Here is a 15945-nt window from a genome sequence, read left to right as displayed (position 1 = left end):
TTTGTGATTAAACCAAAAATTATGGAAACAGTTTATATCGATTCGCCTCTGGGAATTACCAAAATCATTGGAGATGAAAACGGTATTTCGGTAATTTCTGTTTCTGAAGTTGGTACAAACGAAGTTTCAGAAACCATTCCTGAAATTTTACAAGAAGCTGTTTCACAACTCAATGAATATTTCGAAGGTAAAAGAACTGATTTCGACTTAAAACTAAATCCACAAGGAACCGCATTTCAACAGAAAGTGTGGAAAGCCTTACTCGAAATTCCGTATGGAAAAACGGTGAGCTACATGGATCAGACTAAAAAGCTCGGAGATATAAAAGCGATTCGGGCAGTAGCTTCTGCAAATGGTAAAAATCCGCTTTGGATTGTAGTGCCATGCCATCGGGTTATTGGTACGAACGGTTCCCTTACTGGCTACGCCGGAGAAATATGGCGCAAAAAATGGCTTTTGGAGCATGAAAGTCCTTCTGCACAACAAACTTTATTTTAGTCACAATTATAATCCATTTAAGTTATAATAAAAATAGTTTTAGAAAGTTGGAGAGAAGGCATATAAGGAGTTTCTTTTGTAAAGTTGCAAAAGGAAATATTAGGAATAGACCTTAGAGAAGGTAAAACTAATTTGGACAACCTTTTAGATGGCATCCAAATAATTCTGGAAATTGATGATGAAAATTCAGCTAATTATTTTTTTAAGGAAGCAGACAAACTTGGAGTGAATTGTAAATTCATAAAATAAAGTTTAAAATAGTAAGAATTTTACGCATATTTGTAAAAAAGAATCTAAGAAAGTCTAACAATCTAAATATCTAAGAAGTCTCCAAAAATGATTGAAAAAATAAACCTCAACAACATTTTATTCCTTGATATTGAAACCGTTCCGGAAGAAGAAAATTTCAATTCGCTTGACGCAGAAATGCAGTCGCTTTGGGATTTAAAAACACAATACCAGCGAAAAGATGAATTTACTCCGGAAGAATTTTATGATCGCGCTGGAATCTGGGCAGAGTTCGGAAAGATAATTTGTATTTCAGTTGGTTATTTTACCATTCGAGGAGATATTCGGAATTTTAGGGTAACTTCTTTTTTCGGAGAAGAAAAAAAGATATTGAAAGACTTTAATAATCTTCTGAACAATCATTTTAATCAGCCACAGCATCTTTTATGTGGGCATAATGCAAAAGAGTTTGACATTCCGTTTCTCGCACGCAGAATGATTATCAACCAAATTGCAATTCCGGACAAACTGAATTTATTTGGCAAAAAACCTTGGGAGATTCCACACTTGGATACTTTAGAATTATGGAAGTTTGGTGATTACAAACATTTTACTTCTTTAAAATTACTGACCAAAATTCTCGGAGTTCCTTCTCCGAAAGGCGATATTGATGGAAGTCAGGTTGCCCATGTTTTTTATGTGGAAAAAGATATTGACCGAATTATAACGTATTGTGAAAAAGATACAATTGCCGTAGCACAGATTTTTCTTCGTTTGCGCAGGGAAGATTTATTGATTGAAGAGGAAATTATTCATGTATAGTATTTTTTCAGCTGCTAAGGGTCTGAGATACTAAGCTACTAAGTTTTTGAAATGCAAAATCTTAAATGAACTTACACAACTTATATGGTTTAAAAAACAGCTAGGATGACACATCACGAAATTTCAAATCATCGTTTGGTTGCTCAAAAACTTGATAAAACAAGTCATAATTCACCCGAAGAAATTGTCAGACATCTGGGTGCCATACAGGCTCAGGATTATGCCATGGCAAAATGGGCGATTGGTTCACGATGTGATGCAACTGAAAAAGAAATCGAAGTAGCCATTAATTCCGGAAAAATAATCCGGACTCATATTTTACGTCCCACCTGGCATTTGGTTGCTGCCGAAGATATTTACTGGATGCTCGATGTTTCCGGACCACAAGTCAAGCGCATTATTCTTGCCGAAACGAAAAAATATGGCTGTGACGAAAAGGAATTTGACAAGATCAACTCAGCAATAGAAAAAATACTGGCCGGAAACAATCATTTGACCCGGGAAGAAATCATACAGGAACTCAATGTCAAAAAGTTTTCCGATGATTATAAATTAAGTCCTGTTCTGATCATGATGTATGCAGAATTAGATGGCGTAGTCTGCAATGGTAGAATGAAAGGCAAAAAAATGACGTATGCGTTACTGGAAGAACGAGTTCCTAAACCAAAAACCAAATTAACCAGAGAAGAAGCTTTGGCTAAACTTGCACAACGTTATTTTGAAAGCCGTGGTCCGGCAACACTCGCAGATTTTTCGCACTGGTCCGGTTTCTCTACAACAATTTGCAGATTTGCAATTAATGCAGTTTTGTTGCAATTAAATACTATTACTACTGATAATCAGCAATATTGGTTAGGAAAAGATCATCCTAATCCAGATAATTTCAGCGAAAGCGTACATTTTCTTGCAGCTTTTGATGAGTATTTAATTTCATATAAAAACCGCGAATCTTCTATTTTATTAGAACATCAGCCGAAAGCTTTTACCAAAAACGGCATTTTTAAACCGACAATTGTAGAAAACGGAAAAGTTATCGGAACCTGGAAAAGAACCATCAAAAAAGATCATGTCAAAATTGAAACTGACTTTTTTAATCAAACCGAAATGAGCAAAAAACAAATTCTTTTTGAAGGAATAAAATCTTTTAAAAATTATCTGGAAACGAAAATTGTGATCGAATGAAGAGATGCCAGGCTGAGCGGAGTCGAAGCCCATTAAGGTTAAAAAGCCTTCGACTTCGCTCAGGGTGACATTATTTCTCAAATTGATCTTTTTTCATCAATTTCTCTAATCTACGAAATTGACTTTTGTAATTGTCATTGCAATTGATTTATTACATTTACAAAAAATTACAATTATGGTATTAAGCAGATTTTGGTTAACGATTTTTATTTCTTCGATTGTGTTTATTGTGGTGAGTTTATTTACTGCCAATACTTATACTATTGATTCTGTTTTGAATGGAAAGAAAGATGACCCGATTTTGGTTTCTGAAAAATACGTTGAACAACTTCCCGCTTTCATCAAAGACAGCATTAAAACTGCTCCGGAACAGACTATGATTGTCAATCGTGACACGCTGAATGCCGACACGACTTATGTTTACAAAAACAAAACCGTAAAAATCTACAGCGGTCTTCAAAAATCAGACGGTTTATTACCAACTTGTAAAAGCACTTTGCTTGATTTAATACTTCCTTTGATTGCTTATCTGGCTTTCTTCTGCGGATTAATGGAACTTTTAATTGTTTCTGGAGCTTCCGGAAATTTAGCTAAAGTACTGAGTCCCGTTTTTGTAAAAGTATTTCCGAGTATCCCTAAAAACCACCCTTCGATATCCTACATGACCTTAAACTTTGCTGCGAATTTCTTAGGATTAGATTCGGCTGCAACACCATTTGGGCTTAAAGCCATGGAGAGTTTACAGGAAATAAATCCCGAAAAAGACAAAGCGAGTGATGCACAGATTATGTTTATGTGCCTTCATGCTTCAGGTTTAACATTAATCGCGACTTCAATTATCGGGTATCGTGCCGCTGCCAATGCAAGTAATCCTGCCGATGTGATGCTGCCTTGTATTATCACTTCGTTCATCGGAACGATTGCTGCTTTCTTAATTGTGGGAGTGAAACAAAAAATCAATTTTAAAAGTGCTTCGCTGCTTATTGGCTTAATGACTTTAATTGCTGCTATTGTTGGTTTATTGATGTATGTAAACCATTTAGATTTAATCGGAAAAAACTATTTCACTTCTAACCTTTCCGGATTAATATTAGTGGCGATAATTGCTTTTACCCTTATTTTTTCTTTCGTTCATGAAAAGAAATTCAAAGATGCCGAAACTACTGTTTTTGACACTTTTGTAGTAGGAGCCAACAACGGCGTTAAGACCGGGGTTACAATCTTTCCTTACGTTTTGGGAATGCTGGTTGCGATTTCATTGTTCAGAAACAGCGGTTTATTCGAAATCATCAGTGATGCCATTGGATTTATCTTTTCGAATATGGGAGTAAGCAAAGAAATCACGAATGCACTGCCGGTTGCGATGCTTCGTCCTTTTAGTTCTGCAGGATCAAGAGGATTTTTGATTGACTCGATGAATACTTTTGGTGCCGATTCCCTAACAGCAAGACTGAGCAGTATTTTTCAGTGCAGTGCTGAAAGTACATTTTATGTAATTGCGGTTTACTTTGGTTCCGTAAATATTAAAAATACCCGTTACGCTTTGGGTACGATGCTTTTGGTAGATTTGATTTGTGTGATTACGGCTATTTTTGTGGCGACCTGGTTTTTTTAAAATTTGACGATTTTAAGTATGAGAATTCAATATCTTTTCATCTTATTGATTCTGGCAAGCTGTCAAAAAGAACAGAAAAAAAATCTGATTGCAGATGCAAGTTCTTCTGAAACAACAAAAATTTCTGCAATTGCAAATAAAACAGTAACTGAAGAAAAAGCATTACGAACAGATACTATTTTCCTTTCAAATGAAAAAAATGCCGAATTCACTCATATCCTGGCAAATTTGACAGAACTGAAAGCGGACAAAGACAGCATCCTGACATCAAAATTCAGACTGGATTTTTATCAGAATAAAACCAAAGTCACCTCTTCAAGAATCACCATTACCAATTACGAAAAGGGTAGTGAATGGGGCGGCTCATCTGGTTTGACTAATGCATCCGGCAAAAATTCTTCTTTTATACAAATTGGATTTGGGTATCCTGCCTGTGGGTATACACATGAAAATTATTTGTACTACCTGAAAAATCAAAATTTACAGCTTGTTCATCAATGGCAATCGATGTCAGACAGCGGTTGGGGAACATGGACAGAATTTGTAAGTGATGCATCAGGAAACGACCCTGAAAGTTTTTATTGCAAAACTGTTTCATTTGAGCCTGGGGATGATGATAACGAAGATTCCGGAATTGTAACCTATTCTGATTCCATTTCCTTTTCATTAAAAGGAAATCGTTGGAAAAAGAAATTGCTTTCTGCAAAGGACAAACCTTATTTTGAAAAAAAGATGAGTTTTAATGAGTTTCATAACCAACAATAAACTCCGAAACACTTATAATTCAAATTCTTTCTTAGGTAAATAATTTTTAACTTTGCCAAAAACAAAGAAATGATTGATTTTATATACCAGGATCCTTATCCTATTTTAAAAGACGAAACACAATACAAAAAAATTACTTCAGATTTTGTACAAGTTGAAAAATTTGGGGATAAAGAAGTTCTTCTCGTTGACCCAAAAGGATTAGAATTATTAGCTGAAGAAGCATTAACAGATGTTTCGTTTATGTTGAGAACGACACATTTGCAAAAACTAAGAAACATTTTGGACGATCCGGAAGCAACAGACAATGACCGTTTTGTAGCATACAATTTACTTCAAAATGCGTCGGTTGCTGCCGAAGGGCAATTGCCAAGCTGCCAGGATACCGGAACTGCCATTGTAATGGGAAAAAAAGGTGAAAGCATCTTTACTGGAGTTGACGATGCTGAATGGTTAAGCAGAGGAATTTTCAATACGTACCAAAAACGTAATTTAAGATATTCGCAGATTGTACCGATTTCAATGTTTGAAGAAAAAAATTCAGGCTCGAATCTTCCGGCACAAATTGATATATATTCCAAAAAAGGAAGTTCTTATGAATTCTTATTCATGGCAAAAGGAGGCGGATCTGCCAACAAAACGTATTTGTACCAACAGACAAAATCGTTATTGAATGAAAAATCCCTGGACGCTTTCATTCGTGCAAAAATCAAAGATTTAGGAACTTCTGCCTGTCCTCCTTACCATTTAGCTTTAGTGATTGGAGGAACTTCTGCCGAATCGACTTTAGCGAATGTTAAAAAGGCTTCTGCGGGTTATTTTGACAACCTGCCTACTTCAGGAAACATGGCCGGTCAGGCGTTTCGTGATTTAGAATGGGAAGAGCGTGTTCAGAAAATCTGTCAGGAAAGTGAAATCGGAGCTCAGTTTGGAGGAAAATATTTTACGCATGATGTACGTGTTATTCGTTTACCTCGTCACGCAGCTTCCTGTCCGGTTGGATTGGGAGTTTCCTGTTCAGCAGACAGAAATATCAAAGGAAAAATCACAAAAGACGGAATCTTCCTTGAGCAGTTAGAAACGAATCCGAAACAATTTTTACCGGAAACGGCTCCGCATTTGGAAGCTCCGGTTGAAATTGATTTAGATCAGCCAATGGCGGATATTTTAGCAAAACTATCGCAATATCCTATCAAAACGCGTTTAAAATTAAACGGAACTGTTATTGTGGCGCGTGATATCGCACACGCAAAAATTAAAGAATTATTGGATGCCGGAAAACCAATGCCGGAATACTTTAAGAATCACCCGGTTTATTACGCAGGTCCTGCAAAAACTCCGGAAGGAATGGCTTCAGGAAGTTTCGGACCAACAACAGCCGGACGTATGGACGTGTATGTTGATGAATTTCAAAAACATGGCGGAAGTATGGTGATGCTGGCTAAAGGAAACCGTACCAAACAAGTGACTGATGCCTGCAACAAATACGGCGGATTTTATTTGGGTTCAATCGGAGGTCCGGCCGCTATTTTGGCTCAAGATAACATCTTAAAAGTAGAAGTCGTTGATTTTGAAGAATTAGGAATGGAAGCTGTTCGAAAAATCACTGTAAAAGATTTCCCTGCATTTATCATTACAGATGATAAAGGGAATGATTTCTTTGAAAATCTATAAAGTTTAAATACAAACTAACTTTTTACAATACCGCGAATTCATAATTTTAAATGGATTTGCGGTATTTTTATATCCTAAAAAACTCTTTTTTTTCTAAAGCATGAATCAATTACTTACTGTTTTCAACTCCATCCTTCCTATTTCAGAAGAAGAACAAACGTTTATGAAACAACATTTGTTTACAGAAACCCTGAAAAAAGGAGAAAAATACTGTGAACAGGGCAAAATCTGTACTAAAATCGGTTTTGTTCTCGAAGGTATTTTTAAGGTAATGAAAATAGATTCTGAAGGTAATGAATACATCCCGTACTTTACAAGTGAGGGACATTTTGCCGTTGCAATGGAAAGTTTTTCAGATAAAACGCCTTCAGATGAATCAGTTGTAGCGGTAACAGATTGCACGGTTACCTCAATTACCAGCTCAGCTTTTGATTTATTTGAAAAGGAAATAACTAATTTTTCGAAAATCATTCATTTATTAAAAGAAAAAGCTTTTATCGAAAAGTTTAAATTAAAAAGCGAAATGCTGCTAGATGATGCCGAAACCAAATATGCCAAACTGTTGCTCAGGCAGCCTTCTATAATTCAGCGCGTTCCGCAGAATCAGATTGCATTATTTCTGGGCATAACGCCACATACATTAAGCAGAATCAGAGCCAAAATCTGATTTCTTGCCTTATGTCAACTTTTATGTTTTCTCTTCCATTTAGTTTTACTTCAGGAAAACAGTAAAATTATGAGCAAAGTAAAAAACAAGGTGACCGTGGTTACCGGAGCATCAAAAGGGATCGGTGCCGAAATTGCATTAGAAATGGCTAAGGAAGGTGCCAAAGTGGTTCTAAATTATTTATCAGATAAAAATGCTGCTGAAGCTTTATCAGCAGCTATTATTGAAAATGGCGGTAACGCTATAACTATTCAGGCTGATGTGACCAAGAGCAAGGATGTCCAAAAATTATTTGAAGAAACCTATAAAACTTTCGGACAAATAGACACTTTGATTAATAATGCAGGTGTTTATAAATTTGAACCTTTGGAAATGATTACCGAAGAAGAATTTCGCCGTCAGTTTGACAGCAATGTTTTGGGTACCATCTTACCAATACAGGAAGCTTTGAAATACTTTAATGAAAACGGCGGCAGCATTGTCAATATCAGTTCGGTAGCCAGCATCAAAGCCACTCCGATGACGGTAATCTATTCTGCAACAAAAAGTGCTGTCGATTCAATTACCCGAACATTATCAAAAGAATTGAGCGGAAAAAAAATCCGTGTCAATTCTATTTTGCCGGGACCAACTGAAACAGCAGGTAATCCGGTTTTAGGGACAGAAATGGAACAATTCATTGTAGCCAATACTCCGTTTGGAAGGGTTGGCCAGCCGAAAGACATATCAAAACTTTCTGTTTTTCTGGCTTCTGATGATGCCTCCTGGATTACAGGACAAAAAATAAGTGTTTCAGGAGGGTTTGATTAATATGTGTTTTTTCAACTTGATTATCAAATGATGTTAGAAAATGAGTTATTAAGTTTTTTAAATATAAAATCCGCCTGATTGGGCGGTTTTGTGTTTTTATAACCGTTCTTTGAAACCTTTTAGAAACTAAATCAAAATAATTTTATTTTTGTATGAATAATATTCTTCACGTTTTAGGAGACATCTTATTCTGTAAATTAATTATTTGTTAAACAGTTAATTACTAAGCTTAATCAATCATTCTTCCAATGTTTAAAAAATATTCTCTTTATATTATTTTGACAATATTATTTGTCTCTTGTGAGCATGAAGATTCAGTTCCTGTTGAGTATACGACGGATATGACAAGTCCGATTTTGATTGAAATCAATAAATTAAGAGTAACAGGCTGTACATGTGGAGATGAAAAGATGCCCTCTGTACCACCATTGGTGAGTAATTCCATTTTAACTGAAACCGCAATTAACTACTCTAATGATATGTATAAGAGAAATTACTTTTCGCATATATCTCCTGAAGGAACAAGCCCAATACAAAGAGCAGCGACATTAGGTTATTCAGGGACTTATGTTGGTGAAGTGATTGCGCGGAATTATGAAACTCCTGAAGAAGTTGTAAAGGGCTGGAAAAACAGTGCCGAACATTGTAAGGCCATCATGAGCAGTACTTATACTGAAATGGGTGCAGGAAAAACTGGCGCTATATGGGTTGCTGATTTAGGAAAGTAAAACCTGAATTCTTTGTAGTGTACCCACTCTTTTAAAAATAAATCCAATGATTTTTTTTACAAATTATTAAATTCTCAAAAATTACTTCTGCATTATGGTCATTTTTACTATAAGTTAATTTATTTTTTGAATTAAAATTTGGTATTCTTTATTTTTTATGAAAAAAATTGAAAAGTTAATTGTTTTTTAATTATTAAAAGATTTAACTATCAAATAATCAATAAATTAGCTTAACTATTATTAACCTATAATTTTTAAGTTTTATGAAAAAGACCATTTTTTTTGCAATGTTATGCATTGCTTTTATTAGTTGTGAAGCAGGTGATGAAAACAACGATCAAGAAGTAAAAGCTTCCTGGTCATCATCAGCTCAATGGGCTAGTTGGTCCAATGGCGGATATACCGTTTATAACAACATTTGGGGTTCTGGAGCCGGAAGTCAGTCTATTTGGGCAAACAGTTACAGCCAATGGGGAGTTTGGGCTAACCACCCTAATACCGGCGGAATAAAATCGTACCCAAATTCTACCAAATACATTGGTAAAGTTCTTAGTGCAGTCACGACTCTTACTACTACATTTAGTGCTACTACACCTGCTGGCGGTGCCTGGGAATCGGCTTATGACATCTGGGATAGTAATAATGCTAATGAAATCATGCTGTGGATGAATTATACGGGAGGTGCTGATGGATCGGGTAATGTTAAACCTATTTCCTATACTTATTCGTCAGCTGGTAATGCCGTTCCTGTTTATACAAATCAGAGTATTGGCGGTCATACCTGGAACGTTTTTAGAGGAAATAACGGAGCAAATAATGTATATTCATTTTTGCGCACTACAAAAACCAATAATGCCACTATTGATATAAAAGCAATTTTGAACTGGATAAAGAATAAAGGATGGATTGGAAATGTTACAGTAGGAAATGTTCAATTTGGATTTGAAATTACTTCTTCCTATGGTACTAACGGAAACGGATTAAATTACACTTGTAATAGTTACTCTGTTACTAGCAACTAATTTTATTAAAATATTTAGAAAACAGATTCAATCTAATTAATTGAATCTGTTTTTATTTTAACGAATGTCCAAAAAAGGAATAATGTCTTTTAGAAGACAAACGAGTTATTTTTTAATTAATTGACATTTCCAGAATTTCTCCTTCAATTATCAAATCAGCTTCGGTTGAAGCGATGATGTGTTCAACAGAGATGCCTGGCGCACGTTCTAAGAGCTTAAAACCTTTTTTGGTCACTTCGAGAACTGCAAGTTCAGTTACGACCTTTTTAACGCATCCTACACCTGTTAATGGTAAAGTGCATTTTTTAAGTATTTTTGATTCTCCTGCTTTGTTCACGTGCATCATGGCAACGATAATATTTTCGGCGGAAGCCACTAAATCCATTGCGCCTCCCATTCCTTTTACCATTTTGCCCGGAATTTTCCAGTTGGCAATGTCTCCATTTTCAGAAACTTCCATTGCACCCAAAATTGTCAAATCGACTTTTTGACTACGGATCATTCCAAAACTAAAAGCAGAATCAAAAAAACTCGCTCCTGGAAGCGTGGTAATGGTTTGTTTTCCCGCATTGATGATATCGGCATCTTCTTCTCCGGCAAAAGGAAAAGGTCCCATACCGAGAACTCCGTTTTCACTTTGAAATTCCACAGAAATATCATCTCTTACGTAATTTGCCACCAAAGTCGGAATCCCGATTCCAAGATTGACAAAATAACCGTCTTTAACTTCTTTAGCAATTCGTTTTGCTATATCTTCTTTACTAAGTCCCATATTTAAAATGTGCTAATTAGTCAATTTGATAATTAGATAATTTTAAAACAACGTAAAGAATTATCTAATTGACAAATTATCTCATTATCTAATTCTTCTGTCTTACTGTTCTTTGCTCAATTCTCTTTTCAAACTTTTCTCCCTGAAAAATACGCTGCACCATAATTCCGGGAATATGAATTTGATTTGGATCTAAAGTGCCAACTGGAACTAATTCTTCAACTTCTGCAATTGTGATTTTTCCGGCACCAGCCATACATGCATTAAAGTTTCTGGCAGTTCCTTTGAAGATAAGATTTCCGGCTTCATCGCCTTTCCATGCTTTTACAATAGCAAAATCGGCTTTGAAGGCTTCTTCCATGATATGCATTTTTCCATTGAATTCACGTACTTCTTTTCCTTTGGCAACTTCGGTTCCGTAACCAGCGGGAGTAAAGAAAGCAGGAATTCCGGCCTGAGCGGCACGACATTTTTCGGCTAAGGTTCCTTGCGGAGTAAGTTCAACTTCCAGTTCACCCGAAAGCATTTGGCGCTCGAACTCGGCATTTTCGCCAACGTACGAAGAAATCATCTTTGTGATTTGTTTTTTCTGCAAAAGCAGTCCTAAACCAAAATCATCAATCCCTGCATTATTAGAAATACAGGTTAAATCTGAAATTTGGGTTTTTACTAATGCTGCAATCGTATTTTCAGGAATTCCGCACAAACCAAATCCTCCAAACATGATGGTCATTCCGGATTCGATACCTGCTATGGCTTCCTGAACAGTGTTTACTTTTTTTGTAATCATAACAAACGCTCTTTATTACTGGCTATTTTTGATAAAAATACGATTTTAGGATTGAATTATAACGATTTCGTAAAAAAATAAAAACGTTATATTAAAAAAAATATCCTTTTGTATTCATCTAAATAAAGATGGTAACAAAAGGATATTTTATATTCTAAAAAGCTAAAATTATAGTTCGAACTCTTCTGTATTTTGTTCTGTCTGAGTTGTGTCTTTTACAACAGCAGCAGGTCTGCTGTAACAATCCACTTTGATTGAAAGATTAGCTGGACGTTCAAACTCTGATTTTGAAACTTGAAGTGCAGGATCTGCATAACATTTTTTCATAAAGTACGCCCAAACCGGTAATGCTGCTGTAGCTCCCTGACCATAAGTCAAACTTTTGAAACGTGCAGAACGGTCTTCACAGCCTACCCAAACCCCCGTAACCAGATTTGGAACCATACCCATAAACCAACCATCTGACTGGTTTTGAGTTGTTCCGGTTTTACCTGCAATAGGATTTGTGAACATGTATGGATAACCTGTCCAACGGTTATCTCCGCTACCTCCGCCTTGTGTACGCAAACGTGCACCCGAACCACTTTCTGTAACACCCTGAAGTAGTTTGATTACAGCAAAAGCGATGTCTTTGTTTAAAACATCATGCGATTCCGGAATTGGTTCATAAATAACCTCACCGCTTTTGTTTTCAATTTTACTTAAAAATTGTGGTTTTACATAAACTCCCTGATTGGCAAATGTGCTGTAAGCTGCCACCATATCTTCTACTGTAATATCAACAGCTCCTAATGCGATAGAAGGCTGTACCGGAATTTCAGTTTTAACGCCTAATTTTCGTGTGAGTTCTACAACAGCTTCAGGACTTGTTCTGTCAATTAATTTAGCAGAAACGGTGTTGATAGATGCTGCCAAAGCTTGTTTTAAAGTAACCATCCCACGGTATCTGTAATCAGAGTTTCTCGGCTCCCAATCTTCAGTTACGTGGTGGCGTCCTTTATGAATCATAAACGGCCCATCTAAAATAGAATCACAAGGAGACATATTTAATTGCTCAATTGCTGTTGCATAAACGAATGGTTTAAAAGTAGAACCTACCTGTCTTGCGCCTTGTCCAACGTGATCGTATTGGAAATATTTATAATTGATTCCTCCAACCCACGCTTTAATCGCTCCTGTCTGAGGTTCCATTGCCATTAAACCGGATTGCAAAAAGTGTTTGTAATAACGAATAGAATCCATTGGAGTCATTGTAGTATCACGTTCTCCTTTCCAGGTAAACACACGCATTTTTGTTTTTACTTTGAATGAAGCAATAATATCGTCTTCGCTTTTATCCATTTCTTTCATCTGAGCCCAACGAACAGAATTTTTCATGGCCTGCATCATAATTCTGTCGGTTTCTGCCTGAGTGATATTTACGAAAGGAGCATTTTTATTGTTTTTCATTTCAATAAAAAACTGCTGCTGCAAATTTTTCATGTGTTCAGAAACTGCTTCTTCTGCATAAGCCTGCATTCTTGAATCTATAGTGGTATAAATTTTAAGACCGTCTTTGTAAATGTCATAATCAGATCCGTCAGGTTTTTTGTTATCTGCCATCCACTTTTTCATGTAATCACGAAGATATTCCCTGAAATATGTAGCTATACCTTCACGGTGACTTTCTAATTTGAATTTTAAGGAAATTGGTAATGCCTGTAGTCTTGTTTTTTCAGAATCAGTAATCATTTTTGCTTTTGCCATTTGTGAAAGCACTACATTTCGGCGATTTTTAACACCCTCAGGATTACGAACAGGATTGTATAACCCTGAGTTTTTGAACATCCCAACCAATATAGCCGACTCGTCTACTGTTAAATCTTTCGGATCTTTGGAGAAATAGGTCTGTGCAGCTGAACTTACACCAACAGAATAATTTCCGAAATCATAAACGTTGCAGTACATGGCCAGAATTTCATTTTTGGTATATTGTCTTTCCAGACGGATGGCAATAATCCATTCTTTTATTTTTTGTACAATTCTAAAAGGAAGAAATTTAGAACCTTCTCCATGAAATAATTGTTTCGCTAATTGCTGTGTCAGGGTACTAGCACCACCATTAGTTCCTAAAGTAAAAATAGCTCTTAAAGTACCACGTCCGTCAATTCCTGAATGTTCATAAAAACGGGCATCTTCAGTAGCTACAAGAGCTTCAACCAAATTTTTTGGCAAGTCAGAATATTTAAGTTGTGACCTGTTGGTTTTAAAGTATTTACCAATTACAACTCCATCAGAAGAAATAATTTCAGTAGCTAAATTAGAGTCCGGATTTTCTAAATCTTCAAAAGAAGGCATTGAGCCAAAAAGCCCCCAGGAAGCAAATAAAAAGAAGGCCAGAATACCTAATAGTCCATAAGCAAAAATCCTCCAGAATTTTTTTTGATAGTATTTAATATCTTTTACTGTATTTGTCTGATTGTTTTTTTTAGTAGCCATAACTATTTTCTAATCTTTTTGTTCTATTCTAAAACCTACATCTGTAATCCCTTCTAATTCCTGTACTCCGGGAATTTTTCCTGATTGCCTTACAGCTTGTTTAATGTGTACTTTGTACTTACCTCTAAACTTCACATTTTCTTTTAAATACAATTTACTTTCCTTAATATCCGAAAAACCATTCCCTAAAAGTGTTCCGTCAGGGTTTGCCATTTGATATTCAAGGGTATCCACTTTTGTGAATCCGTTTGGCATTTCAATGGCTACAATTAAAAACAAATTATTGAAAGGATAATTGTTGTTATCTCTCACATTTACAAATAAATTGTACCGTTTTGTGGAGTCTAAAACCGGCAGATCGAAGGTTACGATACTGTCTTTATGCCACGCACTGCCAACAGATTTGTATTCATCAAATACTCTTTTTTTATCACATGAAAAAAGAAGTATTGCTGCCAAAAGAAGAATTCCGCTATTTTTTATTCTCATTTTTGTTTATTATTGGTTTTCTGGCTTCAGCAGGTTTATTTTCATTTGAATTGGGCTTATTCGGATTGTTTTTATTCGAATTATGCTTTTTCTTATGATTTTGCTTATTCGGATTGTTTTGATTGTTTGGCTTATTCGTATTACCATTGTTCGGATTGGTATTATTTCCTGCTGGTTTAGCGTGGTTGATATTTTTCTCCTGTTGAGGTTTTGCCGGAGCTCCAACGCTTGCCGCTTCAGCATTTTGTTTACGCTTGCGATTTGGTTTTTTCTTCTTTTTAGGCTGGTCAAAACGGGTCAAACTTTCCTGCCCCATCGCATTATTAAAATCTTTTTCAGGTTCTGAAGTTACTTCGATAGCGAAATCTTCCAAAGAAGAAACCTTATTTTTCTGTTTGTTTTCGGCAATAATTTCTTTTACCTGATCAATTTTTAAGACGTGCCAGTTTGCAAAGTTATTGGTATAAGCAAACCACATTAATCCTTTAAAAATATCTTGTTTTTGGCAGACGGCATCTCCTTTCTCTGTCACTAATTTAGTGTCGTAATCCGGAAAATCTTTTAAAGCATCCATATAAGTATCTAACTCATAATTCAGACAGCATTTTAGTTTACCGCATTGTCCGGCTAATTTTTGCGGATTTAAAGATAATTGCTGGTAACGGGCTGCAGAGGTATTTACACTTCTGAAATCGGTTAACCAGGTAGAACAGCAAAGTTCACGTCCGCAAGAGCCAACTCCGCCTAAACGAGCCGCTTCCTGGCGGAAACCTACTTGTTTCATTTCGACTCTCGTACTGAATTCTTTAGCAAAATCCTTAATCAGCATTCTAAAATCGACACGGTCATTTGCTGTGTAGTAAAAAGTCGCTTTTGATCCGTCTCCCTGAAATTCAATATCTGAAATTTTCATTTCCAGCTTATGCTGAATCGCCAGTTCGCGAGCACGAACTTTCATTGGTTCTTCACGATCACGTGCCACAGACCAGATATCAATATCTTTTTGAGATGCTTTTCTGTAAATTTTCGGAACATCGTTACTTTCGTAATTCACTCCTTTTTTCTTCATTTGAATTTTTACCAATTCTCCTGTCAAAGTAACAATTCCGATATCATGTCCGGGTGATGCAACAGTTGCTACAATATCACCAATACTTAAAGTTAATTTTTCTGAATTTCTAAAGAATTCCTTGCGTCCGTTTTTAAAACGAACCTCAACACAATCAAAAATCGCCTCTCCATTAGACGGACTCATATTCGAAAGCCAGTCAAAAACTGTCAATTTATTGCAGCTGTCGGTACCGCAAGTCCCATTATTTTTACAACCTTTTGGTGCGCCGCCATCTGAGGTTGAACAACTTGTACATGCCATAATTATATATGTAGTGTTGCAAAAGTGCAACTT

Annotated in this window: 15 protein-coding genes; 10 read left to right on the top strand and 5 right to left on the bottom strand. The window is 36.0% G+C overall.

Annotated features, from left to right (window positions below; all coding sequences use genetic code 11):
- The first annotated feature begins 21 nt into the window (after positions 1 to 21).
- The 10 genes from GWR14_RS12410 (at position 22) to GWR14_RS12365 (ending at position 10011) form a co-directional block, all read left to right on the top strand.
- A complete protein-coding gene (locus GWR14_RS12410; protein WP_163409341.1) occupies positions 22 to 498 on the top strand; it encodes a methylated-DNA--[protein]-cysteine S-methyltransferase in 477 nt (158 codons plus the stop codon).
- Between the two features lie 336 nt (positions 499 to 834).
- Positions 835 to 1548 carry a 3'-5' exonuclease gene (locus GWR14_RS12405; RefSeq protein ID WP_163409340.1) on the top strand — a complete coding sequence of 238 codons (714 nt, stop codon included), beginning with the start codon at positions 835 to 837 and terminating at the stop codon, positions 1546 to 1548.
- Between the two features lie 105 nt (positions 1549 to 1653).
- Complete coding sequence (locus GWR14_RS12400; RefSeq protein ID WP_163409339.1) at positions 1654 to 2730, top strand: winged helix DNA-binding domain-containing protein; 1077 nt, start codon at positions 1654 to 1656, stop codon at positions 2728 to 2730.
- A gap of 175 nt (positions 2731 to 2905) precedes the next feature.
- A complete protein-coding gene (locus GWR14_RS12395) occupies positions 2906 to 4345 on the top strand; it encodes a nucleoside recognition domain-containing protein (RefSeq protein ID WP_163409338.1) in 1440 nt (479 codons plus the stop codon).
- 18 nt (positions 4346 to 4363) lie between these two features.
- Complete coding sequence (locus GWR14_RS12390) at positions 4364 to 5110, top strand: hypothetical protein (protein ID WP_163409337.1); 747 nt, start codon at positions 4364 to 4366, stop codon at positions 5108 to 5110.
- A 69-nt stretch (positions 5111 to 5179) separates the two neighbouring features.
- Positions 5180 to 6784: a fumarate hydratase gene (locus tag GWR14_RS12385; protein ID WP_163409336.1), complete on the top strand. Its 1605-nt coding sequence runs from the start codon at positions 5180 to 5182 to the stop codon at positions 6782 to 6784.
- 100 nt (positions 6785 to 6884) lie between these two features.
- Positions 6885 to 7451 carry a Crp/Fnr family transcriptional regulator gene (locus GWR14_RS12380; protein WP_163409335.1) on the top strand — a complete coding sequence of 189 codons (567 nt, stop codon included), beginning with the start codon at positions 6885 to 6887 and terminating at the stop codon, positions 7449 to 7451.
- A 69-nt stretch (positions 7452 to 7520) separates the two neighbouring features.
- Positions 7521 to 8261, top strand: coding sequence for an SDR family NAD(P)-dependent oxidoreductase (locus tag GWR14_RS12375; RefSeq protein WP_163409334.1), 741 nt, complete (start codon positions 7521 to 7523; stop codon positions 8259 to 8261).
- Positions 8262 to 8539: 278 nt separating this feature from the next.
- Positions 8540 to 8989 carry a CAP domain-containing protein gene (locus tag GWR14_RS12370; protein ID WP_163409333.1) on the top strand — a complete coding sequence of 150 codons (450 nt, stop codon included), beginning with the start codon at positions 8540 to 8542 and terminating at the stop codon, positions 8987 to 8989.
- A gap of 263 nt (positions 8990 to 9252) precedes the next feature.
- Positions 9253 to 10011, top strand: a complete 759-nt coding sequence (locus tag GWR14_RS12365; protein ID WP_163409332.1) for a GH12 family glycosyl hydrolase domain-containing protein — start codon at positions 9253 to 9255, stop codon at positions 10009 to 10011.
- Positions 10012 to 10123: 112 nt separating this feature from the next.
- Here GWR14_RS12365 and GWR14_RS12360 read toward each other — a convergent pair whose 3' ends face one another.
- The 5 genes from GWR14_RS12360 to GWR14_RS12340 form a co-directional block, all read right to left on the bottom strand.
- Entirely contained in the window at positions 10124 to 10783 is a 660-nt protein-coding gene (locus GWR14_RS12360; RefSeq protein ID WP_163409331.1) for a CoA transferase subunit B, read from the bottom strand.
- An 88-nt stretch (positions 10784 to 10871) separates the two neighbouring features.
- Entirely contained in the window at positions 10872 to 11573 is a 702-nt protein-coding gene (locus tag GWR14_RS12355; RefSeq protein WP_163409330.1) for a CoA transferase subunit A, read from the bottom strand.
- A 168-nt stretch (positions 11574 to 11741) separates the two neighbouring features.
- Positions 11742 to 14051, bottom strand: coding sequence for a penicillin-binding protein 1A (locus tag GWR14_RS12350; protein WP_163409329.1), 2310 nt, complete (start codon positions 14049 to 14051; stop codon positions 11742 to 11744).
- 9 nt (positions 14052 to 14060) lie between these two features.
- Positions 14061 to 14540 (bottom strand): gliding motility lipoprotein GldH, encoded by a 480-nt coding sequence (locus GWR14_RS12345; RefSeq protein WP_163409328.1) that lies wholly within the window; start codon positions 14538 to 14540, stop codon positions 14061 to 14063.
- The gene (locus GWR14_RS12340; RefSeq protein WP_163409327.1) at positions 14524 to 15912 is read right to left on the bottom strand and encodes a PSP1 domain-containing protein; all 1389 of its coding nucleotides are present in this window, start codon (positions 15910 to 15912) and stop codon (positions 14524 to 14526) included. The genes GWR14_RS12345 and GWR14_RS12340 overlap by 17 nt, the downstream gene beginning before the upstream one ends.
- Between the last annotated feature and the right edge of the window lie 33 nt (positions 15913 to 15945).

Origin of the sequence: Flavobacterium ajazii (genome assembly GCF_010614725.1) — a bacterium.
Taxonomy (GTDB): domain Bacteria; phylum Bacteroidota; class Bacteroidia; order Flavobacteriales; family Flavobacteriaceae; genus Flavobacterium; species Flavobacterium ajazii.
The sequence above is the reverse complement of the archived record's forward strand: the minus strand, read 5'-3'. Positions and strand labels throughout refer to the sequence as shown.